21 protein-coding genes and 1 pseudogene are annotated in these 24,617 nt (G+C 66.5%); 11 read left to right on the forward strand and 11 right to left on the reverse strand.

Going from position 1 to position 24,617, the window contains the following annotated elements:
- Positions 1-132 precede the first annotated feature (132 nt).
- On the forward strand, positions 133-1,092 hold the full coding sequence (locus ACZ7KI_RS36070; protein ID WP_470277496.1) for a cold-shock protein: 960 nt from the start codon (positions 133-135) through the stop codon (positions 1,090-1,092).
- Positions 1,093-1,148: 56 nt separating this feature from the next.
- Here ACZ7KI_RS36070 and ACZ7KI_RS36075 read toward each other — a convergent pair.
- Positions 1,149-1,332: pseudogene (locus ACZ7KI_RS36075) on the reverse strand (hypothetical protein); the annotation flags it as partial.
- A 167-nt stretch (positions 1,333-1,499) separates the two neighbouring features.
- Positions 1,500-2,924: an FAD-dependent monooxygenase gene (locus tag ACZ7KI_RS36080; protein ID WP_470277497.1), complete on the reverse strand. Its 1,425-nt coding sequence runs from the start codon at positions 2,922-2,924 to the stop codon at positions 1,500-1,502.
- Positions 2,925-3,170: 246 nt separating this feature from the next.
- Between ACZ7KI_RS36080 and ACZ7KI_RS36085 the strand changes: the two genes are divergently transcribed.
- Both ACZ7KI_RS36085 and ACZ7KI_RS36090 read left to right on the forward strand, forming a co-directional pair.
- Entirely contained in the window at positions 3,171-6,029 is a 2,859-nt protein-coding gene (locus ACZ7KI_RS36085) for a glycoside hydrolase family 48 protein (RefSeq protein ID WP_470277498.1), read from the forward strand.
- Between the two features lie 47 nt (positions 6,030-6,076).
- A complete protein-coding gene (locus tag ACZ7KI_RS36090; protein ID WP_470277499.1) occupies positions 6,077-7,561 on the forward strand; it encodes a cellulase family glycosylhydrolase in 1,485 nt (494 codons plus the stop codon).
- A gap of 48 nt (positions 7,562-7,609) precedes the next feature.
- On the opposite strand, the gene ACZ7KI_RS36095 is transcribed toward ACZ7KI_RS36090, so the two are convergent.
- Genes ACZ7KI_RS36095 through ACZ7KI_RS36120 form a run of 6 tightly spaced genes read right to left on the reverse strand, consistent with a single transcriptional unit; the run spans position 7,610 to position 13,965 of the window.
- Positions 7,610-8,389 (reverse strand): HpcH/HpaI aldolase family protein, encoded by a 780-nt coding sequence (locus ACZ7KI_RS36095; RefSeq protein WP_470277500.1) that lies wholly within the window; start codon positions 8,387-8,389, stop codon positions 7,610-7,612.
- A complete protein-coding gene (hpaH, locus tag ACZ7KI_RS36100) occupies positions 8,374-9,159 on the reverse strand; it encodes a 2-oxo-hept-4-ene-1,7-dioate hydratase (protein ID WP_470277501.1) in 786 nt (261 codons plus the stop codon). Before hpaH ends, ACZ7KI_RS36095 begins: the two co-directional genes overlap by 16 nt.
- 9 nt (positions 9,160-9,168) lie before the next feature.
- Positions 9,169-10,263: a 3,4-dihydroxyphenylacetate 2,3-dioxygenase gene (gene hpaD, locus ACZ7KI_RS36105; protein ID WP_470277502.1), complete on the reverse strand. Its 1,095-nt coding sequence runs from the start codon at positions 10,261-10,263 to the stop codon at positions 9,169-9,171.
- 30 nt (positions 10,264-10,293) lie between these two features.
- Positions 10,294-11,814: a 5-carboxymethyl-2-hydroxymuconate semialdehyde dehydrogenase gene (gene hpaE, locus ACZ7KI_RS36110; protein ID WP_470277503.1), complete on the reverse strand. Its 1,521-nt coding sequence runs from the start codon at positions 11,812-11,814 to the stop codon at positions 10,294-10,296.
- A gap of 13 nt (positions 11,815-11,827) precedes the next feature.
- Positions 11,828-12,499 carry a GntR family transcriptional regulator gene (locus ACZ7KI_RS36115; RefSeq protein WP_061982504.1) on the reverse strand — a complete coding sequence of 224 codons (672 nt, stop codon included), beginning with the start codon at positions 12,497-12,499 and terminating at the stop codon, positions 11,828-11,830.
- Entirely contained in the window at positions 12,481-13,965 is a 1,485-nt protein-coding gene (locus ACZ7KI_RS36120; RefSeq protein WP_470277504.1) for a fumarylacetoacetate hydrolase family protein, read from the reverse strand. The genes ACZ7KI_RS36115 and ACZ7KI_RS36120 overlap by 19 nt, the downstream gene beginning before the upstream one ends.
- A 93-nt stretch (positions 13,966-14,058) precedes the next feature.
- Between ACZ7KI_RS36120 and ACZ7KI_RS36125 the strand changes: the two genes are divergently transcribed.
- A complete protein-coding gene (locus tag ACZ7KI_RS36125; RefSeq protein WP_470277505.1) occupies positions 14,059-15,459 on the forward strand; it encodes an MFS transporter in 1,401 nt (466 codons plus the stop codon).
- Between the two features lie 710 nt (positions 15,460-16,169).
- Here the strand turns inward: ACZ7KI_RS36125 and ACZ7KI_RS36130 are convergent.
- Positions 16,170-16,859 carry an IclR family transcriptional regulator gene (locus ACZ7KI_RS36130; protein ID WP_470277506.1) on the reverse strand — a complete coding sequence of 230 codons (690 nt, stop codon included), beginning with the start codon at positions 16,857-16,859 and terminating at the stop codon, positions 16,170-16,172.
- Positions 16,860-16,918: 59 nt separating this feature from the next.
- Between ACZ7KI_RS36130 and ACZ7KI_RS36135 the strand changes: the two genes are divergently transcribed.
- The 6 genes from ACZ7KI_RS36135 to ACZ7KI_RS36160 all read left to right on the forward strand — a co-directional run bounded on the left by ACZ7KI_RS36135 (position 16,919) and on the right by ACZ7KI_RS36160 (position 22,417).
- Positions 16,919-17,467, forward strand: coding sequence for a flavin reductase family protein (locus tag ACZ7KI_RS36135; RefSeq protein ID WP_470277507.1), 549 nt, complete (start codon positions 16,919-16,921; stop codon positions 17,465-17,467).
- Between the two features lie 31 nt (positions 17,468-17,498).
- The gene (gene hpaB, locus ACZ7KI_RS36140; protein ID WP_470277508.1) at positions 17,499-18,959 is read left to right on the forward strand and encodes a 4-hydroxyphenylacetate 3-monooxygenase, oxygenase component; all 1,461 of its coding nucleotides are present in this window, start codon (positions 17,499-17,501) and stop codon (positions 18,957-18,959) included.
- Positions 18,960-19,271: 312 nt separating this feature from the next.
- Positions 19,272-19,985 carry a hypothetical protein gene (locus ACZ7KI_RS36145; protein ID WP_470277509.1) on the forward strand — a complete coding sequence of 238 codons (714 nt, stop codon included), beginning with the start codon at positions 19,272-19,274 and terminating at the stop codon, positions 19,983-19,985.
- On the forward strand, positions 19,975-21,033 hold the full coding sequence (thiL, locus tag ACZ7KI_RS36150) for a thiamine-phosphate kinase (protein WP_470277510.1): 1,059 nt from the start codon (positions 19,975-19,977) through the stop codon (positions 21,031-21,033). Before ACZ7KI_RS36145 ends, thiL begins: the two co-directional genes overlap by 11 nt.
- A 50-nt stretch (positions 21,034-21,083) precedes the next feature.
- A complete protein-coding gene (locus ACZ7KI_RS36155; protein WP_470277511.1) occupies positions 21,084-21,797 on the forward strand; it encodes a hypothetical protein in 714 nt (237 codons plus the stop codon).
- Positions 21,788-22,417, forward strand: a complete 630-nt coding sequence (locus ACZ7KI_RS36160; protein ID WP_470277512.1) for a class I SAM-dependent methyltransferase — start codon at positions 21,788-21,790, stop codon at positions 22,415-22,417. Before ACZ7KI_RS36155 ends, ACZ7KI_RS36160 begins: the two co-directional genes overlap by 10 nt.
- Here the strand turns inward: ACZ7KI_RS36160 and ACZ7KI_RS36165 are convergent.
- On the reverse strand, positions 22,414-22,851 hold the full coding sequence (locus ACZ7KI_RS36165) for an HIT family protein (protein WP_470277513.1): 438 nt from the start codon (positions 22,849-22,851) through the stop codon (positions 22,414-22,416). The genes ACZ7KI_RS36160 and ACZ7KI_RS36165 overlap by 4 nt on opposite strands.
- 87 nt (positions 22,852-22,938) lie before the next feature.
- Entirely contained in the window at positions 22,939-23,613 is a 675-nt protein-coding gene (cmk, locus tag ACZ7KI_RS36170; RefSeq protein WP_470277514.1) for a (d)CMP kinase, read from the reverse strand.
- 567 nt (positions 23,614-24,180) lie between these two features.
- On the opposite strand from cmk, the gene ACZ7KI_RS36175 reads away from it, so the two are divergent.
- Positions 24,181-24,612, forward strand: coding sequence for a Fur family transcriptional regulator (locus ACZ7KI_RS36175; RefSeq protein ID WP_470277515.1), 432 nt, complete (start codon positions 24,181-24,183; stop codon positions 24,610-24,612).
- Positions 24,613-24,617: the final 5 nt, after the last annotated feature.

Genomic DNA, 24,617 nt, shown 5'->3' on the forward strand with positions numbered 1-24,617 from the left:
ACTCGGCGTGTCGCTGGGTGAACCAACGGTCCGCCCCTGGTTCCGCACCGCCTGTGGGCCCGGCCTGACGGACCGGAGGTCTGTCAGGGAGACTGGGGGGCCAGTGCCCGCCCTCTCGATCTGGAGCCTTTTATGCCGCAAGGGACCGTCCGTTGGTTCGACGCCGAACGGGGTTTCGGCTTCCTCGCGCCCGAGGACGGCTCGCCGGACGTGTTCGTGCACGCCTCCGAGATCGTCGGGGACGGCGGCGCGAAAGTGCTCCGCGAGGGTCAGGCCGTCGTGTTCGAGGTCGGCGAGAACGACCGGGGGCCCGAGGCGCTGCGTGTTCGCGTCACCGCCGATGCGGCCACCGGCAGCGCCGTGGGCCTGCTCGGCACCGTCAACTGGTACGAGCCGGGCAAGGGGTACGGCTTCGCGTCGCCGGACGGCGGCGGCGCCGACATCTTCGTGCACAGCTCCGCCATCGTGACCGGCGGCGTGGTCACCGAGGGGCAGCGGGTGGCCTTCCTGATCGTCGAAGGCGAGCGCGGCCCGCAGGCCGGGCACGTGATCCCGCTGGGAGCAGGGGCCGGCTCACCCGCCGCGGCTGGTATCGCGGACGGTGCCGACGGCACGGTGGCCTGGTACGACGAGGACAAGGGCTTCGGCTTCATCAACCCCGACTCCGGCGCCGGGGACGTCTTCGTTCACGCCCGGGCCCTGGCCGAGGGGCTGACGTGGCTCGCGGAGGGCGACCGCGTCGCCTACGAGGTGGCTAGTGGAGACAAGGGCCCGCAGGCCCGCGACGTGCACCTGGTCCGGGGCGCCGAACCCCAGACGGCGCCCCAGACGGCGCCGCAGCGGTCGGCACCTGCCGCGGCCGCGGGGACGGCGGCGCGGGACGTGCCCGTACGAGGCGGCGAGGGCGTCGTCGCGCGCTACGACGACGAACGCGGCTTCGGCTTCATCACCCCGGACGCAGGCGGCGACGATCTCTTCGCCCACGTGTCCGTGATCATGGGGTCGGAGCCGCTGCAGAAGGGTGACCGGGTCCGGTACACGGTGCGTCACAGCGACCGGGGCCCGCAGGCCGACCGCGTCGAACGCCTCTGACGAGGCGGCCCCACCGATGGCTGATCACTTCCCGACGAGAGTGCTCGTTCATCCCCGTCGATGGTGGACAGCTCGTCGAGCACGAGCTGGTGCAGCCGGTCCCACACGCCGGCGTCCTGCCACTCACGTAACCGCCGCCACGCGGTGTGCCCCGCGCGGCGCTGGTCGGGACGGGATCAGGGGTTCGATCAGCTCCCAGAGCCGGTCTTCGACCCGCCGCTGCTGCGTCGTCTTCGCCACGACTGCCCACGATCGACGACCAGGACCGGCAGGTTACGCAGTGACACACCCTTAAGTTTTGAGACCAGGTCTTAGGGTCGAGCACGGCGCTGCGTGACCGTGTGGATTTTGTTGCGTCAGATGAAGCAATATCCACACGGTCACGGCTCACCAGGCCGGTCTGGGGTTCAGCCGGTGGGCGTGCCGAACCAACGAGTCAGGTGCTCGTTCAGATCCTGCTGCTCCTCTCCGATCCAGCCGATGTAGCCGTCGGGCCGGAGCAGCAGAGCCGGAGCGTCCACCGTCGCGGTGGGGTCGGCGATGAGGTCGACCCGGTCCGTCCAGCCTTCGGCGGTCAGCCGTTCGGTGCGGTCGAGGACCAGGCCGCGACCCTGACGCAGCTGGTCGTAGAGGCGGCCCTGTTTCAGGTCGAGGTCGCGCAGGCGGCGGCCGAGCAGGTCGGGGCCGTCGCCGAAGTCGTAGCGGAGGCCGATCGCGGCGATCTTCTCGATCAGATGCCGGTTCACCTCGTTGAAGTCCATCAATTCGGTGAGCAGCCTGCGCACGGCCTGCGGGCCCGGTTCGGGGGACTGCAGTTCCATCTGGGCGCGGGTGTTGTCCAGCACGTCGGCAGCGACCGGATGACGTTCGGCCTGATAGGTGTCCAGCAGGGTTTCCGGTGCCCAGCCGCGGATCTGCCCGGCCAGTTTCCAGCCGAGGTTGATCGCGTCCTGGAGGCCGAGGTTCAGGCCCTGGCCGCCGATGGGCGGGTGGATGTGCGCCGAATCGCCGGCCAGCAGCACGCACCCCACCCGATACCGTTCGGCCTGCCGGGTGGCGTCTCCGAAGCGGGACAACCAACGCGGGGAGTGCACCCCGAAATCGGTTCCGACAACGGCGCGCAACTGCTGCTTGAAATCCTCGATCGTGGGTGGTGTCGAGCGGTCGCTGACTCCCGCGGCGGGGACCAGGACGCTGTAGATCCCTTCGCCGAAGGGCCTGAGCCAGAATCGCCGAGGGGGCTCGGGGAGTGCGGCCAGCGTGGCGGCGACCTCCTCCGGCGACACGCCCACTTTCATCTCGCCCATGAGCGCGTCGTTCCGTGAGGGCTCGCCGGGGAAGCCGACACCGAGCAGTTTGCGCACAGCGCTGCGCGCGCCGTCGCAGCCGATGAGGTAGCGCGTACGCAGCTGTTCCCCGTCGGACAGTTCGACGGTAACGCCGTCGTCGTCCTGCTCGAAGCCTGCCACCGCGCGACCGCGCCGGATCTCCGCGCCCAGTTCGCTCGCGTGCTCTTCGAGCAGCTGGACGAGGACCGGTTGCTGGATGCCCAGCAGATAGGCGTGCGCGGAATCCAGCCCCTCGGGCGCGGGTTTGTCGATGGCGGCGAAGAATCCGCCCGCCGGACGCTGCCGTCCTTTTTCGCGGAGGCGATCCAGCAGTCCGCGCATGGCCATCAGCTCGATACTGCGAATATGCAGACCGACTATTCGGACGAATGACGCGGGTTCGGTCTCCTTCTCCACCACGAGTACCCGCACATCGTGTAGCCGCAGTTCAGCGGCCAGTATCGCGCCGGTCGGCCCGCACCCGGCAATGATCACATCGAACATGAACCACCCATTCGTTCAATTCCGTTTCGCTCGGCAGGCGGCTCATCGTGCGGCAACCTGGATCTTGCCGCAACCGATATACCATGTTGATCGTCCACAAAGGACCAAAGGCTCCATTCGGCGGAGCGTGTCTTCCCAGAACGTAACGGTCCGGCTACCCTGCATGGGAGCGCTCCCAGTCGCCCGTCCGGCCAGAGGAGAGGATTTATGAGATCCAGAAGAGCCTTACCCGCTTTATCCACGGCGGTGTTACTCTCAGCCGCCCTGCTGACGGCGGCTCAGCCCGCGGAAGCGGCCGTGTCATGCACGGCCGAGTACGGCGTCACCAACGAGTGGTCGACGGGTTTCGGCGCCGCCGTGACCATCCGGAACCCGGGCACCGAACCCATCAACGGCTGGGATCTGACCTGGACGTTCGCCGACGGTCAGCGGATCACCCAGCTCTGGAACGGGGTCCACACGCAGACCGGAGCCGCGGTTTCGGTGCGCAACGTGGACTGGAACAGGACGATCCCCGTCGGCGGGTCGGTCCAATTCGGGTTCAACGGCAGCAAGACCGCCGGGAACCGGGCTCCGGTGGACTTCGCCGTCAACGGCATCGCGTGCACCGGCGCCAACCGGGCGCCGGCGGTCGCACTGACCAGCCCGGCGAACAACTCCAGCCATCCCGTGTCGGCGGTCATCCCGCTGGCCGCGGAGGCGGGCGACGCGGACGGCACGATCGGCAAGGTCGAGTTCTACGCCGGCACCGAACTGATCGGCACCGACACCTCGGCCCCGTTCCAGTTCGGCTGGACTCCAGCCGCGGCGGGCCAGTATTCCGTCGCTGCCAAGGCTTATGACGACAAGGGCGCGTCCACGGTGTCATCGCCGATCGCGGTCCGGGTACTAGCGGCCCCGACGATCGTCGCGACCCCGGCGACGGTCTCGGTCAGACAAGGCACGACGGCCACGGTGGACGTGACGTTGGCGAGCGCGCCGTCGGCGACCGTCCCGGTCACGATCGCCAGGACGTCGGGCAGTACGGATCTCGCGGCGTCACCGACGCAGCTGAGTTTCACGCCCACGAACTGGAACGTCGCTCAAAAGGTCACGATCACCTCGGCCGCCAATGGGGGAGCACTCGCCACGGCGACGTTCTCCGCCACCGCGGCCGGCTACGACGCGGCCACCATCACGGCGAGCGAACTCGACCCGGCGACGCCGGCGTTCAAGGCCGCGTTCCTGACGCAGTACAACAAGATCAAGGACCCGGCGAGCGGCTACTTCCGGCGGTTCGGCGACCTGCTGGTGCCCTACCACTCGGTGGAGACCCTGCTGGTCGAAGCCCCGGACCACGGCCACGAGACGACGTCCGAAGCCTTCAGCTACTACCTGTGGCTCGAGGCCGCGTACGGCCAGATCCAGGGCGACTGGGCACCGTTCAACGCGGCATGGGCGTCACTGGAGAAGTACATCATCCCGGCGCACGCCGATCAGCCGACGAACGACAAGTACAACGCGGGAAAGCCCGCGACGTACGCGCCCGAACATCCCCGGATGGACCGGTATCCGTCCGTGCTCGATTCCAGCGTTTCGGTCGGATCCGACCCGATCGCCGCGGAATTGAAGACGGCCTACGGCACCGACGACATCTACGGGATGCACTGGCTGCTCGACGTCGACAACACCTACGGCTTCGGCCGCTGCGGTGACGGGACCACGGCGCCCGCGTACATCAACACCTATCAGCGCGGTTCGTCGGAATCGGTGTGGGAGACGATCCCGCAGCCGTCCTGCGACACGTTCGCCCACGGTGGTCCGAACGGGTATCTCGATCTGTTCACCAAGGACTCTTCCTACGCCAAGCAGTGGAAGTTCACCAACGCGCCGGACGCCGACGCGCGGGCCGTCCAGGTCGCCTACCTCGCCCAGAAATGGGCGACGGCGCAGGGCAAGGGCGCGCAGATCGACGCGGTCGTGAAGAAGGCGTCGAAGATGGGCGACTATCTGCGGTACGCCATGTTCGACAAGTACTTCAAGAAGGCCGGCGGCTGCACGAGCCCGAGTTGCCCGGCCGGGACGGGCAAGGACAGCGCGCATTACCTGATGTCCTGGTACTACGCCTGGGGTGGCGCCACCGACACCTCGGCGGGCTGGGCTTGGCGGATCGGCGACGGCGCGAACCACCAGGGCTACCAGAACCCGCTCGCGGCGTACGCCTTGGCGAACGACCCGGCGCTGAAGCCGCGCTCGGCGACAGGTGCCGCGGACTGGGCGAAGAGCCTGGACCGGCAACTCGAGGTCCTGCAGTGGCTGCAGGCGAACGAGGGCGGGATCGCCGGCGGCGTGACCAACAGCTGGGAAGGCCAGTACGGCGCGCCGCCCGCGGGGACGCCGACGTTCTACGGCATGTTCTACGACGCCCATCCGGTCTGGCATGACCCGCCGAGCAACCGCTGGTTCGGCTTCCAGGTGTGGAACCTGGAACGGGTCGCGTCGCTGTACCAGCTGACCGGTGACGCCAGGGCGAAGAAGATCCTGGACAAGTGGGTCCCGTGGGCGATCGCCAACACCACCACCGGCGCGGACTTCAAGATCCCGGCCGATCTGGAATGGACGGGTGCGCCGGAAACGTGGAACCCGGCGAATCCCGCCGGCAACACAGGCCTGCACGTCAAGGTGCTCAATCACAACCAGGACGTCGGGGTCGCGGCCGCGTACGCGAAGGTTCTGCTGAACTACGCGGCCAAGTCCGGCAACGCCGCGGCGAAGAGCACCGGCGAGGCCCTGCTGAACGGGATGCTGGCGCATACCGACCCGCTCGGGATCAGCACCCCGGAGACCCGCACCGACTACAACCGATTCGATGACGCCTACAACGCGACCACGGGAGAAGGGACCTACGTTCCGCCGGGCTGGACCGGCAAGATGCCCAACGGGGACGCCATCGGAGCGAACAGCACGTTCCTGTCGATCCGCTCGTTCTTCAAGAACGATCCGCAATGGCCGAAGGTTCAGTCCTATCTGGATGGTGGGGCGGCACCGTCCTTGACCTTCCACAGGTTCTGGGCGCAGGCCGAAGTGGCGACCGCGTTCTCCCTGCACGTCCAACTCTTCGGCTGACCAGGAGGACATCGGTGAAAGCATGGCGTTCACGCACACTGAAGTGCTTGATCGCCGCGTTGGTCGGGCTCGCCGCCTTCACGGCGGTGAGCCCGACCGCATCCGCGGCGGGAACGGGATCCGGCTATTGGAGTGCTCGCGGCGCGCAGCTGGTCGACGCGAAGGGCGATCCGGTGCGGATGACCGGCATCAACTGGTTCGGTTCCGAGACGGCGAACTTCACCTTCCACGGCTTATGGGGCCGCAACTACCGCGACATGGTCGCGCAGATGGCGGGCCTCGGTTACAACACCATCCGGATCCCGTACTCCAACCAGATGCTCGACGCGGGTTCGGCGCCCACGAGTGTCGATCTGACGAAGAACCCCGATCTGGCAGGCCTTTCCGGGATCCAGATCATCGACAAGGTGATCGCCGAGGCTGGGTCGCGGGGGATGCGGGTGATCCTCGACAGGCATCGCCCGGACGGTGCCGGGCAGTCGCCGCTCTGGTACACCGCCGCCTATCCCGAGTCGCGCTGGATCGACGACTGGAAGAAACTCGCCTTACGGTACAAGGGAAATCCCACCGTGGTCGGCGCGGATCTGCACAACGAACCGCATGCGGTGTCCGGCGGCGGCGGCGCCTGCTGGGGTTGCGGTGATCAGGCGGTGGACTGGCGCCTGGCGGCCGAAAGGGCGGGCAACGCGATCCTCACGGTCAACCCGGACTGGTTGATCATCGTCGAAGGCGTCGACTGCGTCGCCGGTACCGGTTCGCCGCAATGCGGCTGGTGGGGTGGGAACCTCTCCGGTGCCCGGCAGTTCCCCGTCCGGCTGAGCAAACCGGACAAGCTGGTCTATTCGGCGCACGAGTACGCGACGTCGGTGTTCGCGCAGCCGTGGTTCTCCGATCCGGCCTTCCCGGCGAACCTGCCCGCGCTGTGGGATCACTGGTTCGGCTATCTGGAGAAGGAGAACATCGCCCCGGTGCTGCTCGGCGAGTTCGGCACCACGCTGCGGGATCCGCGTGACGGCGTCTGGCTCCGGGAACTGATGCGGTACTCGGGATCCGGACCGTCCGGAATGGACTTCACCTACTGGTCCTGGAATCCCAACTCCGGGGACACCGGCGGCATCCTCAACGACGACTGGACCACGGTGAACACGGTCAAGCACGGGTACCTGAGCCCGTACCTGATCCCGCCGTCGGGCGGCGGGACGCAGGAGCCGCGACCGGGGTGCACGGCGGCCTACCGGGTCGAAAACACCTGGAACGGTGGCTTCACCGCCTCGCTCCGGCTGACCAACACGGGAACGGACGCGATCGCGAACTGGACGGCGGCCTGGACCGTGCCGTCCGGCGTGCAGGTGATCAGCGGCTGGAACGCGACGGTGGCCCAGCAGGGCAGCACGGTGACGGCGACGGCTCCGGCATGGGCACCGGCGCTGGCCGCCGGAGCGAATGTGACTATCGGATTCCAGGCCAACGGGGCGGCAGTCCCGGCGCCGTCGGAATTCCGGTTGGGGACGGCATCCTGCACGGCAGGATGAAACGCGGTGGGTCGCCGCGATCCGATGGCGTGGCGACCCACCGCCCGGTCAAGGGTTCCGAGGATGGCGCCGGGCGAGCGCCTCCGAACCCTGGGCGAGCAGCGTGACGTCGGCGCCGACGAGGACGAACGAGGCGCCGGCGTCGAGATAGCGCTGGGCCTGTGCGGCGTCGAAGGCGTTGACCCCCACCGGCTTCCCCTGCGCTTGGACGGCCTCGAAGGTACCGAGGACGGCCGCTGTGACGTCGGGATGCGTCTGCTGGCCGAGGAGGCCCATGGACGCGGCGAGATCGGATGGCCCGACGAAGACGCCGTCGACGCCGTCGACAGCCGCGATCTTCGCCGCCTCAGCCACCCCGGCGGTGGACTCGATCTGAACGAACAGCGAGACGAACTCGTCCGCCTTGGTGAGGTAGTCCTCGACCCGGTTCCAGCGCGCGGACCGGGAGAGGGCGCTGCCGACGCCGCGCACGCCCCGTGGCGGGTAGCGGACGGCACGCACGACGGCCTCCGCCTCCTCGGCGCTGTCGACCATGGGGACGAGCAGGTTCTGCGCCCCGAGGTCGAGCAACTGCTTCACTACGACGGTGTCGCCGGAGGGGGCGCGCACCATCGGCGTGATCGGATACGCGGCGATCGTCTGCAGCAGCGACTGCACCGTCTCCAGCCCGACGGGGGAGTGCTCGGTGTCGATGAGCAGCCAGTCGAGCCCGGAACCGGCGCAGATCTCCGCGACGACCGGACTGCCCGACGTGACCCACATGCCGATCCGCGGCCGAGCGGACTCGGCCAGCCGTGCACGGAACGTCGGAGCTAGACGAAGCGGCATGTGATCGTCCCCAGGTCGCGGTAGTCGGCTGTCACGGTGTCTCCGGCGTGGACCCACATCGGCCGGGTGAACGAACCGGCCAGCACGATGTCGCCCGGATCGAGCTTGTCACCGTGCTGCGCGAGTTTGTTCGCCAGCCACGCGACCCCGTTCGCCGGGTGGTTCAGCACCGCGGCGGCGACGCCGGATTCCTCGATGGTTTCGTTGCGGTACAACAGCGCGGAAACCCACCGCAGGTCGACGGCGTCCACGGCGACCGGGTTGCCGCCGTAGACCATCCCGCCCATGGCGGCGTTGTCGCTGATCGTGTCCACAATGGTCCGGCCGGCCATCTCGATACGCGAGGAGAGGATCTCCAGCGCGGGCACGACGTACTCGGTCGCGCGCAGCACGTCGAACACCGTGGCGTCCGGTCCGGCGAGGGAATCACGCAGCACGAAGGCCAGTTCGACCTCGATCCGCACGTTCGAGAACCGGCTGTGCTCGATCACGGAACCGTTCTCGAACACCATGTCCGCGAAGATGGCGCCGTAGTCGGGCTCGGTGATCCCGGTGGCGGCCTGCATGACCTTCGAGGTGAGCCCGATCTTGCGGCCGACCGGACGGCGTCCCGCCGCGATACCCCGGCGCCGCCATTCGTTCTGGACGGCGTAGGAGTCCTCGACGGTCATGTCCGGATAGCGCGCCGTCAGCAGCGGTACCGTCTCCCTGGCCTCTTCCGCGGCCGCCAGTTCGTCGGCGATCGCGGTGATCGTTTCCTGATCCAACATGACCCCGCCTCAGAGCTGGTTGCCGAGTTTGAACTCGCCCTGTTTCCAGGACGGGAGTTGCCCTTCGTCGTCGCCCTTGCGGGTGTAGGAGAAGCCGTCGGCGCCGATGGTGACTTCCAGTTCGCTCTCTTCGGCCCTCGCGACCACCGGCTGCGGTTTGCCGTCGAGGTCGAGCACGAGTGAAGCCTCGGTGTACCACGACGGGACCACCGGCGTGCCCCACCAGTCGCGACGCTGGTTGTCGTGCACGTCCCAGGTGACGACCGGATTGTCGGGGTCGCCGGTGTAGTAGTCCTGGGTGTAGATCTCGACGCGGTGCCCGTCCGGGTCACGCAGGTAGAGGTAGAAGGCGTTCGAGACGCCGTGCCTGCCGGGGCCGCGTTCGATGTGGTCCGACATGCGCAGTGAACCGAGCTTGTCGCAAATGGACAGGATGTTGTGCTTCTCGTGCGTGGCGAACGCGACGTGATGCATCCGCGGCCCGTCGCCGCCGGTCATCGCGGTGTCGTGCACCGTCGGCTTGCGCCGCATCCACGCCGCGTAGGTGACGCCCTGGTCGTCCTGGATGTCTTCGGTGACCCGGAAGTTGAGGTCCTCCATGTGCTTCACCGCGCGCGGGACGTCGGGGGTGACCTGGTTGAAGTGGTCGAGCCGGACCAGCGCGCCCGGAACGTGCAGGTCGTAGCGCCAGCTGAGCCTGTCGACGTGCTGGACGTCGTGGAAGAACTCGATCGGGAAGCCGAGCGGATCCTGAACCCGCACCGAATCGCCGATGCCCTTGGTGAACCCGTCCGCGTTCCGCTCGACCCGGCAGCCCAGTTCCGAGTAGAACGCCACGGCCTTGTCCAGGTCCTCCGGCGACCGGACCCGGTAGGAGAAGGCCGCGACCGCGGCGACCGGGCCGCGGCGCAGCACGAGGTTGTGGTGGATGAACTCGTCGATCGTGCGGAGACTGACCGTCGTCTCGTCCTCTTCGGTCACCGTCAGCCCGAGGATGTCGGCGTAGAACGCGCGCGAGCGGGCCAGATCGGTGACGACGAGTTCCATGTACGCGCAACGCAGGACGTCCGGTGGCGGCGAGGACGGCGTGGGGATCGGCTTCATGACAGCATCCTTTGTGGACGAAGGAACGGATCAGTGCGCGGGCTTCGCGCCCTTGCCGAAGGCGGGGTTGTGCACCTCGCCGAGATTGATGTGCACCGCCTGCTGGTCGGTGTAGAAGTCGATCGAGCGGTATCCGCCCTCGTGCCCCAGCCCGGACGCCTTGACCCCGCCGAAGGGGGTGCGCAGGTCCCGGACGTTGTTCGAGTTGAGCCAGACCATCCCGGCCTCCACCGACTGCGCGAAGTTGTGCGCCCGCTTGAGGTCGTTGGTCCAGACGTACGCCGCGAGCCCGTACTTCGTGTTGTTCGCGAGTTCGAGCGCTTCTTCCTCGGTGTCGAACGGCGTGATCGCGACGACCGGGCCGAAGATCTCCTCCTGGAAGATCCGGGCGTCGGGCTTGACGTCGGCGAACACCGTCGGCGCCACGTAGTTCCCGGTCGGGAAACCCTCCGGGCGGCCACCGCCCGCGACCAGCCTGCCTTCGGTCTTCCCGATCTCGATGTACTTCATGACCTTTTCGTAGTGCTCGGGATGCACCAGCGCGCCGATCTCGGTGGCGGGGTCCGCCGGGTCGCCGACGACGACGCGTCCGGCCTGCTCGGCGTACCGCTCGACGAACTCGTCGTAGATCGCGCGCTCGACCAGGATGCGGCTGCCCGCGGTGCAACGTTCGCCGTTGAGGGAGAACACGCCGAAGATGGTCGCGTCGATCGCGGTCTCCAGATCGGCGTCGGCGAAGACGATGGCAGGCGATTTGCCGCCCAGCTCCATCGACAGTCCTTTGAGGAACGGCGCGGCGTTGCCGAAGATGAGACTCCCGGTGCGGCTCTCACCGGTGAACGAGATCAGTGGGACGTCCGGATGCTTCACGAGTGCGTCGCCCGCGTCCTCGCCGAAGCCGTTGACGAGGTTGAACACCCCCGGCGGCAGCCCGGCCTCCTCGAAGATCTCCGCCCAGAGTGACGCCGAAAGCGGGGTGAACTCGGCGGGCTTGAGCACCACCGTGTTGCCGGTCGCCAGCGCCGGGGCGAGCTTCCACGACTCCAGCATGAACGGCGTGTTCCACGGCGTGATCAGCCCGGCGACACCGATCGGCTTGCGGTTGACGTAGTTGACCTGGCGGCCGGGCACCTTGTAGGCGTCGTCGGCCTGCGCGACGATCAGATCGGCGAAGAACCGGAAGTTCTCCGCGGCCCGTCGTGCCTGGCCCAGCGCCTGCGAGATCGGCAGTCCGGAGTCGAAGCTCTCCAGCGCCGCCAGCCGCTTGTCCCGCGACTCGACGAGGTCGGCGATGCGGTTGAGCACACGTGACCGTTCGCGCGGCAGCAGCTTCGGCCACGGTCCCTCGGTGAACGCCTTCCGCGCGGCGGCGACGGCGCGGTCGATGTCCGCCTTCTTTCCCGCCGCGGCCCGCACGTAGACCTCGTTGGTCACCGGGTCGAGCACGTCGAAGACGGCGCCGTCGGCCGAGTCGGTCAGTTCGCCGCCGATGTAGTGCCGGATCCGCTCCGGGACACCGTCCGGGATCGGCCGGGGAGTCGTGCTGGTCAAAAGTCCTCCTCAGTCAGCGGTTCGCGCGGTCTCGAGCGTCCAAAAAGGCCTGCATGGTGGCCCAGCGGTGATTGCGCGCGGCGAATTCGATGTCGAGCGGGTCGGCCTTCTCGGAGATCAGCCGGAGGATCTCTTCGTGCTCCTCGACCGACCGGTGCGCCCGGTCGGGGACGAACGCGAACGTGGAGTCACGCAGTCCGGACAGCCGCGTCCAGCCCTGGTGCACGAGGTCGAGGATCTGCGGATTGGGGCAGCAGGCGAACAGCAGGGAGTGGAACTGCTGGTTCAACGCGGTGAACTCGTGCGCGTCGAAGTGGTCCAGCAGGGTGATCATCCGTTCGTTCACCCGGCGCGCCTTCGCGATGTCCTCTTCGGTCAGTCCCGGTGCGGACAGCGCGGTGGCGACACCTTCGACGACACCCAGGGTCTGCATGGCGTGGACGTATTCGTTCTGGTCCACCATCGCCACCCGCGCGCCGACGTTGCGCTCGAAGGTCACCAGCCGTTCGGCCTCCAGCCGCCGGATCGCCTCGCGCACCGGGACGACGCTCATGTCGAGCGCGCCGGCGATCTCGGCGAGGACGAGCCGGTAGCCGGGTCCGTATTCGTGCCGGGCGATCCGCTCACGCAGCCATTCGTAGGCGAGTTCGGATTTGCTGGCCGTCTTCACTGCTTCTTCTGCCATGCCTCATACCTTTCCCGCCACAACGGGTTCAGCGGGAAGAGCCCCTCGATCGGGCGGCCCTGTCCGACCTGCTCGGCGATCCACGCGTCCTCGTCCTCTTGGACCAGCGTCGCGGCGACGACCTCTTCGGCCAGCGCCGGCGGGATGACGACCACGCCGTCGTCGTCGCCGACGATGATGTCGCCGGGCAGCACGGTCGCGCCGCCACAGGCGACCGCGACGTCGGTGTCCCACGGCACGTGCTTGCGGCCGAGGACCGCCGGATGCGGACCTTGCGAGAACACCGGGAGCCCGGTCGCGGCGACGGCGTCGAAATCGCGGACCCCGCCGTCGGTGATCACCCCGGCCGCGCCGAGATACCGTGCCCGCAACGCCAGGATGTCGCCGAGTGTCCCGGAACCCGAGTCGCCCCTGGCCTCGATGACGATCACCTCTCCGGCGCCGACCGAGTCGAACAGACGCTTCTGCGCGTTGTAGCCGCCACCGTGGGTTTTGAAGAGGTCTTCGCGATTCGGGACGAAACGCAAAGTCCGTGCCGTGCCGACGATCTTCGAGCCCGGGATGTTGGGACGCACGCCGTCGATCGCGACGTTGTTCAGCCCGCGCTTGCGTAGCTGGGCGGACAGACCCGCGACCGGTGCGCGCATCAGCTTTGCCCGGAGTTCTTGGCTGAGCGCGGGGGCTTCCTCTTCCTCCTGCTCGTCGACGGCAGTGCCCCACGCCTCGGCACGTTGCTCGTCGTCGACCTGGGGGAGGCTTCCGATGTCGGAGAAGGAGCGGATCCCCTGGGTGACGGTGGTGTGGAGCCGTCCGCTGCTGGCGGAAGTGCCGGGTACGTCCACTTCGACCACCACGACGTCGCCGGGGGAGACCACGGTGGATCCGGCGGGGGTGCCGGTGAGGATGACGTCGCCGGGTTCGAGCGTGAAGTGCTGGGAGAGGTCGGAAACGAACTGCCGCAAGGGGAACAGCAGCCCGGCCGTGGTGTCCTCCTGCACCAGGTCGCCGTTCACCCAGGTGCGCAGGCGCAGGGACGCGGGGTCGACGTCGCGCGCGTCGATGAGGCCGGGCCCGAGCGGGGTGTAGCCGTCGCCGCCCTTGGACCGGACGTTGGAGCCCTTGTCCGCGGTGCGCAGGTCGTAGAGGCCGAAGTCGTTCGCGGCGGTGACCGCGGCGACGTGGTCCCACGCCCGCTCCGGTTTGACCCACCGGGCCGCGGTGCCGATGACCAGTGCGATCTCGCCTTCGAAGGCCAGCAATTCGGTCCCGGCGGGACGTTCGACGGTGCCCCCGGACGTGCCGAGCGAGCTCGACGGCTTGAAGAAGTACGACGGGTTCGCCGGTCGCCGCCCGCGCTGTTCGGCCCGTGACGCGTAGCTGAGATGGACGGCGATGATCTTGCCCGGCCGTGTCCCCAGAGGACCGGATCCGCGTCCCGATGGCGCCGTTGGCTCGTAAGTGTCCATGTTTCCCTGAATCGCTCGGCCCTTGCTTCGTATCTAATAACGTATATGATTCCGTGCCACAGTGGCAAGGCGGCCGACGACAAAGGAGTCCACGTGTCGAACCCAGCGCAGGATCAGCGCATCCCCGGCCGGACCGCTCCACCGGCCGCCGATCGGCGCCGGGTCGCGTTCGCGACCGTCGTCGGCACCACGGTCGAGTGGTACGACTTCTTCGTTTACGCGTCCACCGCCGGGCTTGTCTTCGGCAAGCTGTTCTTCTCCGGCCTCGGGGCGAACAGCACTCTCGTGTCCTTCGCGACGGTGGGCGTGAGTTTCCTGTTCCGCCCGCTCGGCGCCTTCCTCGCCGGGCATTTCGGCGACAAGTACGGCCGTCGCGTGGTCCTCGTGCTCACCCTGATCCTGATGGGCGTCGCGACCACGCTGATCGGTGTGCTCCCGACCTTTGACCAGATCGGCGTCCTAGCACCGGTACTGCTGATCCTCCTGCGTGTCCTGCAGGGCGTTTCGGCGGGCGGTGAATGGGGTGGCGCGGTGCTGATGGCCGTCGAGCACGCGCCGTCGAAGCGCAGGGGACTCTTCGGTGCGTCGCCGCAGATCGGCGTTCCGCTCGGCCTGCTGCTGGCATCCGGCGTCTTGGCGCTGACCAGTCTCTTGGTCCCCGGCCAGGCGTTCCTCGACTGGGGCTGGCGGATCCCGTTCCTGCTCAGCGTCGTGCTGATCCTGGTCGGGCACTACGTCCGGCGCCGTGTTGAGGAGAGCCCCGTCTTCCGTGAGATCGCCGAACGCCGCGAGCAGACCCGGACGCCGATCATCCAGCTGTTCCGCAAGCACGCCGTGCTCGTCCTGGTGGCCGCGCTGGTGTTCGCGGGCAACAACGCCGTCGGCTACATGACCACCGGCGGCTACATCCAGAACTACGCGACCAACCCGAAGGGCCCGATCGGGCTCGACCGCGGCCCGGTGCTGTGGGCGGTGACCGCGTCGGCGGCGACCTGGCTGGTCTCGACGTGGGCGGCGGGAGCGGTGTCCGACCGGATCGGCAGGCGACGCACCTATGTACTGGGCTGGATCGCGCAACTCGCCGGGGTCGCGGTGCTCTTTCCCTTGGTGGACACCGGAAACGTCGTGCTGTTGGCGCTGGGCTTGATCATTCTCAGTGTCGGGCTCGGGTTAACCTACGGCCAGCAAGCGGCGTTCTACGCGGAACTGTTCCCGGCGTCGATCCGGTTCTCGGGCGTTTCGATCTCCTACGCGCTCGGCGCGATACTCGGTGGCGCGTTCGCTCCGACCATCGCCACCGCGCTGGTCGGCGCCACCGGGACGTCGTTGTCCGTGGCCGTGTACCTGGCCGGGATGACGGTCATCGGCCTGATCGCGACGCTGCTCCTGCGTGATCGCTCAGGGATCCCGCTCGGGCCCGACCACGAGGCCGAGCAGGCCGTGAGCCCGCTTCGCTTCGGTAAGCAGGTCGGCCAGTCCGGAACCATGCCGTGAAGGCCTCCTTCCCTACTATCAAGGTCAAGGTCTCGGAAGATCAGGGACACTCAACGTCCCCGATCTTCCGTTGATCAAGGATGGCCGAGGTAGGGCAGGCCTGATTTTGGACGTCGGCGGGCTCACTGTCCACAAGGGACGTCACCGGGCGATTGGGTGTCCGATTAATGTCGCTATGTACGTTTCTGCGTGGGGTCGTGAGTGATCATGAGGGTTATTGAGAGGTAAGGCAAAGGTGGCGTGGTGGGTGGTAAGTCCGTGAAGGCCTCCTTGAGGGACTCTGGGTCCCTCAAGGAGGCTTTCACGGACTTCAAGACGGGACGTTGATGTCACAGCCGTCCCACTGTCACCAGGGATCACGCCTGACGGTAGTGAAGGGCTCCTTCACTACCGTCAGCGTAGGCAAGGAAGCCTTCACCACCAGGGAAACGCGTAGGCAGCAGCGACCACAGCCCGCGACACGACACGTTTGACTTTCCCCTCAATAGAACAACCCAAATCACTCACGACCCCCTCTCGAAATCACGCAACGCGCACAAATCGGGCACGTTCGTCTCGAAAAGTGTCCCTTATGGACAGTCGAGAGCCGGGCGGAGCCTCATATGTGAGCCCGCCCCCGTCGGGTCCGCCACGACACGTTCGCGACTTTGTCGGTTTCCCTATTCTCAAGGTAGGGAAGGAGGCCTTCACGGCCCCACCTTCCGTGCCGCTTACCCGCCGAGAGCGTCACGGACGGCCTTCGCCGCCGCCTTGAGCCGCTCCGCGAGCTCGGCGGGGGCCCGCCCGCTCGACAGGTAGACCACCGCGAGCGCCGCGGGACTGTGCCCGCGCAGGGGGAGTGGCACCGCGACCGCGCTCAGGTTCTCGATCACCTCACCGTGGCTGTCCGCGTATCCGCGGGCGGCCACTTCCCGTATTCCCTCCGTCCAGTCCTCCTCGGGCAGCTGCGAAAGGATCGCGCGCCCCGGAGCGCCCGCGGTGAACGGATGCCTGGACCCTGGGCGCTGCGCGACGGACGCGACGGCGTGCCGGGGTTCCACGCTGACCAGGGTCACGCACTCCTCGCGGTCGAGTACCGCCACGAAGCACGTCATGCCGAGCTCGTTCGCGACCGTGGTCAGTTCGGGTAGTGCGGCGGCCTGCAGATCGTGCTTGATCCCCGCAGCGAGCGCCGCGAGCCGCGCGCCGAGTTCCATCCGGCCGGCGGGATCGCGGGTCACCAGTCCGTGGTCTTCGAGCGTGCGGATGAGCCGGTACGCGATCGACCGGTGCACGCCGAGCCGTTCGGCGATCTGGTCGACGCTGAGCGCTTCTTGGGCGTCGGCGAGCACTTCGAGTACGCGGAGGCCGCGGCTGAGCGTTTGGGACGTGCTCGCGGTCTTGCGGAAGTCCGAAACCATCGTATACGATCCATTTCGATAATTGAACTGGCTGTTCGATTATAGAACAGGATCCGACGATGATGTCACGCGAAACCAGTTTCTCGCCGGGCTCGAACCTCTATCGGCCACCGGCGCAGTTCTTCCGGGGCTGTCTCGGCCGGTTCGTCACGGGCGTCGCGGTGGTGACCTTCGACGCCATCACCGCCGACGGCTCGGTGAAGCGGCACGGCCTGACGGTCAACTCCTTCACCGCGGTCTCGATGGAGCCGCCTCTCGTACTCGTGTCGATCCAGCGCACGGTCAAGAGCCACGATCTGCTGGAAGGACGGCCGTTCGCGGTCAACGTCCTCGGCGCCGAACAGCAGGCGCTCGCGATGAACTTCGCCGGGCGGCCGACTCCTGAAGGCGCGCCCGTCTGGGTCGAAGGCGGGCACGCGCCGCGGCTCGCCGGTGTCCTCAGCTGGTTCGACTGCACGCCGTGGGCCGCCTACGACGGCGGCGACCACACCCTGTTCCTCGGTGAGGTGCGCGAGTTCGACTACCGCGCCGGCGACGCGCTCGGCTTCGTCAACGGTCAGTTCTCGACCGTCCACGAATCCGCGCAAGGCCACGAATCCCTGTTCTGACAACGACGTCCACCCGCAGAAGGAGCATGACATGGGAGCACGTACCGGACAGCAGTACCTCGACAAGCTCAACGCGATGACGCCGGAGCTGTACGTCGACGGTGAGAAGGTGACCTCGAAGGTCGCCGAGCACCCCGCGTTCCGCAACAACGCGCTGACCTACGCGAAGCTGTTCGATCTCCAGCACGATCCGGCGCACCGCGACGTCCTGACCTACGAGTCGCCGACAACAGGGGAGCGTGTCGGGACGTCGTTCCTGGTGCCGCGCACCGAAGAGGATCTCAAGCGCCGTCGTGCCGCCTTCTCGGTGTGGGCTCAGTATTCCCACGGTTTTCTCGGCCGGACCGGCGACTACATGAACTCGTCGCTCACCGCGCTTTCGACCGCGAAGAAGTTCTTCTCGCAGGCCGATCCCGTCTTCGGCGAGCGTATCGAGAAGTACTACGAGAAGGCGCGCGAGAACGATCTCCTCGCGACGCACACGCTGATCCCGCCGCAGGTCAACCGCTCGGTGTCCGGGAGCCAGCAGGGTGGCGGCAACCTTTCGGCGAAAGTGGTGGAGGAACGGGAGGACGGCATCGTGGTCCGCGGTGCCCGGATGCTCGCCACGATCGCGCCGATCGCCGACGAACTGCTGGTGTTCCCGTCGACCGTCCTGCGTGGCACACCCGAGGACGCCCCGTACTCCTACGCCTTCGCGGTCCCGAACGACGCGCCCGGGTTGAAGTACTTCTGCCGCGCCGGACTCGACCACGGCCGCTCGCACTTCGACGAGCCGCTCGCTTCGCGTTTCGAGGAGATGGACGCGGTCGTGGTCTTCGACGACGTGGTCGTCCCGAACGAGCGGGTCTTCCTGCTGGGGCACCCGGAACTGTGCAACGCGTGGTATTCCGAGACCGGCGCCGGCGCGCTGATGACCCACCAGGTCGTCACCCGCACACTGGCCAAGACCGAGTTCTACCTCGGTCTCGCCAGCGAGATCGCCGCCGCCATCGGCATCGGCGGGTTCCAGCACATCCAGCAGGACCTGTCGGAACTGATCTCCTACGTCGAAATCGAGAAGGCCGTGCTGCGCGCGGCCGAGGCCGACGGCGTGGTGAGCGAGGACGGAGTCTTCCTGCCGAAGTGGGAAGTCCTCAACGCCGCCCGGAACTGGTACCCCACCAAGGTTTCGCCGCGGCTGACCGAGATCATCCGCAAGTTCTCCGCGTCCGGGCTCATGGCCCTGCCCGGGGAAGCGGACTTCGAAACCGAGGGCCGCGCCGACATCGACACCTACCTCCAGTCGGCCACCCTGCCCGCCAAGGACCGCGCACGACTGTTCAAGCTCGCGCTCGACGCGTCGGTCTCGAGCTTCGCCGGGCGGGAGTCGCTGTACGAGTACTTCTTCTTCGGCGACCCCGTGCGGATGGCGGGGGCCCAGGTGAACGCGTATCCGCGGGAGGCGCTGCAGGAACGGGTGCGGGAGTTGCTGACCCGCGAGGGGCAGTAGGTACGGATTTCGCCGAGAAACGGGTATACGTACGTGATTCCGTCGGGATCGATGGGAATGTGAGCGGATCGCGATAACCGGAAAAGCGTCCGTCGTCCAATCGGGCGGCGGGCGCCTTTTCGTCCCCCCGCCTTCCGGCGGTTTTTCGGCCATGATGTGTCCCGCATTTGTCCAAAGAGCCGCCATCACGAATCAACGATCAGGTTGCTACGTTCGAGTTAACCTCCGCAATGACCATTCAGGTCGGCCATATCGGTGCGCAAAAATTCAGATGCCCTGATCGACGGCGGCGGGACGAGTGGCGGGGGAGACATGATCGAGACCATGCGGTGCGCGGGCGCGGATTTCTGCGAAGAGCTCACAGGTGCCGAGGAGACCTCCTTCAGCCGTTTCTACGAAGGTGATCCGCCGTCCCGGTCAATATGTTCAACGGAAAATTTGACTTTGCTGGCCGATATGTCGCCGCTTGTGCTCGGGCATCTTCTGTTGGTGCCGTCGAACCACTACTTGTCCTTCGCTCAGGTACTTTCACTCCATGAGATCGAGGTGCGAGGTTTTCTTGCCGACTTCGTCCCGCTGTACCGGGAGACCTTTGGTGAGCCGTTGATCTTGGAGCACGGATCGAGCGCGGGCCAGGACAGCCACGCCTGTATCACGCACGCGCATCTGCATTTTCTCCCCGTCGACGGTGACCGCGTGGACGATCTTCTGATCGGGGACGGCCTCGCCTATGAGGATCTGGGCTCTCTCGGTGAACTCGCGCGCCCGCCGTGGCCTTCCTCCGCCTATTTCCTTCGTATGTACCGAGGCGAGTGCCGCGTCTATCGGCCGACCGGGGAGCAGAAAAGGCAGTACCTGCGCTCGGTCGTCGGAGCCGTTCTGGCGATCGAGGACCCGGAATGGGACTACGCGGTGGTGATGCGGAAAGAAGATCTCCGCGAGACCATGCGGAGGGTGGACTACTGGCCCGGCGAAACACTTGGCCATCTCATGGCCGCCAGTGCGGAGATGTCCAGTGGCGACTGAAGGATTCTCGGACGAGCCCACCCGGCTGGCCAGGACGATCGTTCCGCTGTTCGCTCGCCAGGCCGGTGAGTTCGTGCCGGTCTCGTCGGCGGACGGTGGCCGGGTGGCGCTGACCGCCGGCGCCGACGCCCAGGACGATTGCGCGGTCTTCCGCCTGGAAGGAGCGCACGACCTCGTGGTGGGCACCGACTACGTCCGCGGGCCGAAGTTCAGGTTGTACGAGATGGGTTACCTCGACGAATACGACCTGGGCTACTTCCTCGTCGCGGCGAATCTGAGCGACATCGCGGCGATGGGTGCGAAGCCGATCGGCCTGCTGTCCGTCGTCCGGTATCCCGCGGACATGGACGATGCCGTGTTCGGCTTCGTCATGAAGGGCATCCGCGACGCGTGCGCCGCATTCGGTTGCCTCAACGTCGGTGGCGACATCGGCGGAGCGGAACGCCTGATCCTGTCGGCATCGGCGCTCGGGGTGTGCCCGGCGGGTGGAGCGCTCCTGAGGTCCGGAGCGAAGCCCGGTGACGTCGTGTGCCTCACCGCGCCGACCGGCCTTGCCGGGGCCGCGATGGCATATCTGCGGGCAGGGGACCCGGACCTGGTCATCGACAGTTTGCTTCCGCCGTTGATCGCCAACTGGAAACGGCCGGTGGCGAGGATCGAGGAGGGGCTCTTGCTCGGGGCCGGTGGAATGGTCACGAGTTGCCAAGACACTTCGGACGGGCTGAAAGCCACGCTACTGAACATTGCCGAGCTGAGCGGTGTCGGGATCGCCGTCGAGGAACAGTCGATCCCGGTTCCCAAAGCGGTCGCCGCGGTGGCCGCCCACGTGGGTATGGAGCCGCTGAGCCTGGTCATGGGCGATTCCGTCGATTTCGAACTCGTCTTCACCGTGCCACCCTGCCGGGTGGACGATCTCGCCGAATCGCTGAACTTCCATCGGATCGGGGTCGTCACCGAGAAGCGAGAGGTGGTTTTGCTCGGTGGGGACGGCACTCACATGGCCTTGCCCGGTAAGGCGTGGCGGCACCAGGGCGACGGAAAAGCATGAGCCGGACGACGGCGAAGGCCGCGGACAAGGCGGTCCTGCTGTCGGCGACCTTGTTCCTCGCAGGCAAGGCCTACAACGTACCTTCCAAGGACGTTTGGGATGCTGTCCTGGACGGCCGTCCGTACCTGCTGTTGACTTCTCTTGTCGTGGCAGGGGTTTTCGGCGCCTTCACGCCGTTCGAAAGCTGGCGGCGGCGCTCGTTCGTGGACCGGAACGTCATGATGCGCAGACGGGTGCTGTCCACGTTCGGCAGGCTGCTGGAGATCAGTGCGGAAATCGTTCCTCCGTTGGACCGAGGCGATCTGGCACTCCATGTATGGCGGAGGAGGCGGACGCTGCGGCATCCGGTACACGGGGTTTTGAAGCGACTTTCCTCCTATCGGATGTCCTCCTATCCGGCTACACGAGCTTTCGCTCCGAAGCGGGGTGTGGGGGCGGTGGGGTTGTGCTGGCTACATGATCGTGAAGTCTGGTTCGACGTCGCGTCGCTGGTGAAGAGCCTCGATGACGAGGCGAAGTACAACGACCACGTGGCGCGGTACGGATCGGAAGCGGTGATGAACCTGACCTGGGAGGAGTTTCACGCCTTCAACCATCGAGCCGCGCTCTTCGTCACGCCGATCAGGAGTGGGCGCAACAAATTCGTCGGCTGTGTGAGCGTCGACAGCAGCCGTGGCTACGACGTGCTCCATCGGAGGGAACTGTTCGAAGAGATGACCAATCTGGGGATGGCCATCGGTCGTGAGGACTTCGAATGCACCTGACCGGCGAGGAGTTGCGCGCACTCGTGTCGAGTACTCGCCGGACCTACGACGAAAGTGCCGCGATGTACGTCCGGGCCACTGAAACGCTTGACAAGTTTCCCGGTCTGGACCGCGAGCTGGATCGCTTCTTCGCGGCCTTGCCCGGAGGTTTGGTGCTGGACCTCGGTTGTGGCGCCGGCCGCGATTCCGAGTACTTGACCCGACGAGGCGCGGCCGTGGTGTCGAGCGACGTCAGCGGGGAGATGCTGCGCCACACTCGCCGTCGTTGCGCGGTTTTCGGGGCGGTTCATTGTGATCTTCTGGCGCCACCGTTTGCGGCGGGCGTGTTCCATGGCGTCTGGGCCTGCGCGAGTGTGCTTCATCTGCCGAGCGCGGCACATCCCGATGCCTTCTCCGCGATTCATCGCGTTCTCGCGCCTGGCGGTCTCGCGGCGATCAGTCTCAAAGCAGGGAAGGGCGAGGGGTGGGTGCGAGACGGCCGGATTCCCTCTGCGCGGTGGTTTTCGCTGCGCAGGCCCGAGGCTGTCGCGGAGGAACTGACCGGGGTCGGCTTCGTGTCGGCCCGGATCTTGCCGAGCGGACGGGGCACCTGGTTCGTCGTCGAGGCGGTGAAAGCTTAAGCCAGCCACTCATCGGGGTTCGTCCCGGGAAGGACATGACGGATGCCGCCCCGGGGATCCTCGACGTCGCCTTCGTAGCGGGGGATCAGGTGGATGTGGAGGTGGTCGATCGTCCGGCCGGCGGCACGTCCCTCATTCACCCCGATGGTGTAACCGGCGGGCTGGAACCGTTCCTCGATCCGGGTCTTCGCTTCCTTGATCAGTGTATAGATTTCGGCGTGTTCACTTTTCGTGAGCTCGAAGTAGGACTCCACATGTCGTTTGGGGACGACTTCGACATGGCCTTTGGCGGCGGGGTAGTTGTCCCAGCGGACGTAGACCTCTCCGCCGTCGATCACCAGCTCGTTGACATCGGGATCGTGAAGCTGGCAGAAGAGACATTTGCCAGCGGCCGGCTCGGCTCCGTTTTCCTTCGCCATCACCGGCTCCATCATTGATACCCCTTGTCATTGATCGATCACTTGAAGTCATACCGTTGGTCAACTTAGCTTCGTCGCAGACAAAGCAGAAGCCTACTCGCACTAACGAATGATCTCTAACCCTCGATTGCGACACGCCTCCGACATTCGGCTCATCACCTGGTCGATGGTGAGCTGAGTCGTGTCGATCCTGATGGCGTCCTCGGCGGCGACCAGTGGTGACACCGCCCGGTTCATATCGGCGTCGTCTCGGCGAATCACGTCTTTGAGCACGTTCTCGTAAGTACCTGCCCGCTCCTGCCGTACTCGCCGCATCGCCCGGACTTCGGGCGAAGCGGTCAAGTAGAACTTGAGGTGTGCCGCCGGGAAGACGGTCGTCCCGATGTCGCGGCCCTCGATGACGCAGCGCGCTTGGCTTTTGGCCCAAAGCCTGATGAGACCGGTGACCCGCTGGCGGACATCCGCGATCTTCGCGACGGCGGAAACGGCGACATTGACCGGGGTTTCGCGCAGCTTGTCCGTAGCATAACGCTCCGATGTCAGCAGGCCGGCCGTGTGGCTCTCCCTGAGCAGCTCGTCACAGAGGCCGGTGACCTCTCGTGCGTCGTCCACCGGAATTTCGCGTTGTAGGGCTTCGAAGGCGATGATGCGGTAGGTCCTGCCGCTCTCGAGGTAGCGGAGGTCGAAGGTTCTCGCGAGCGCCAGGCAGGTGGTGGTCTTGCCCGCGGCCGCCGGGCCGTCCACCGCGATGACGGTATCGGCACCGTGTTCAGGCATGTCTTTTTTCCTTGGCTGGATCGGGCGATCGTCGAGCGGGATCGAATTCGAACAGGGCGCAGACGCTACCACGGGAGAATTGGGTCGTGGCATCATGTTGACCAGGTCCTGGAGCAGCGGAAACGCTCGGATCGGCGCTCTGGCAACGGTTCTGGGCGCCCCTCGGTGGGTTCGATCATGCCGGCCCGGCGACGCTCCGCTGAAGACGCTCACTCTTCCAGGTGCATCGGCGAGTCTCTTTCGGTTGATGTGTAACCAAAGTGGTCTCCGGCGGAGGAGATTCCTTGCCATGAGCGCAAATCTGGTCCGATTTCCGCACTTTCGTGAATATTGCAGAACGATCGAAGGAATATGCCTTTGGTCGGACTTTGTCATCGAGGCAAAATATTCGAATGAAATCTGTAACCGAGGCGACAAAAGTGACGTCTTCAGAGGTAGCCGCCCTTGGGAGGTGTCGTCTCGCCCGTCGCGAGGCGGCGGGCGGGGTCCTTGTGGAGCCCTGTGGCATGAGACACGCCCGGGATGCGCGAACTTGATTCATTCCAGAAAATGGGCCAGACTGCGGCCGTGCCCACGAACCCGGACTTCGAACGGATGCTGCGCGGGGTCTCCCTGCGCGTGACGCGTCCCAGGGTGGCCGTACTGACCGCGGTACGCGACCATCCGCACGCCGACACCGACTCGATCATCGGTGCCGTGCGTTCGGAGCTCGGCGAGGTCTCTCACCAGGCCATTTACGACGTGTTGCGGGCACTGACCTCCGCGGGTCTCGTCCGGCGCATCCAGCCGGCCGGATCCGTGGCACGCTATGAGTCCCGGGTCGGGGACAACCACCACCACGTCGTGTGTCGATCATGTGGTGTCATCGCCGACGTCGATTGCGCCGTCGGCCACGCACCCTGTTTGAGCGCGTCGGACGACCACGGCTTCGTGATCGAAGAGGCCGAGGTCATCTATTGGGGCCTGTGTCCCGACTGCGCTGCTAAATCCCGTTCCTGAGCCCT

This window comes from Amycolatopsis sp. NPDC039088 (genome assembly GCF_055598845.1).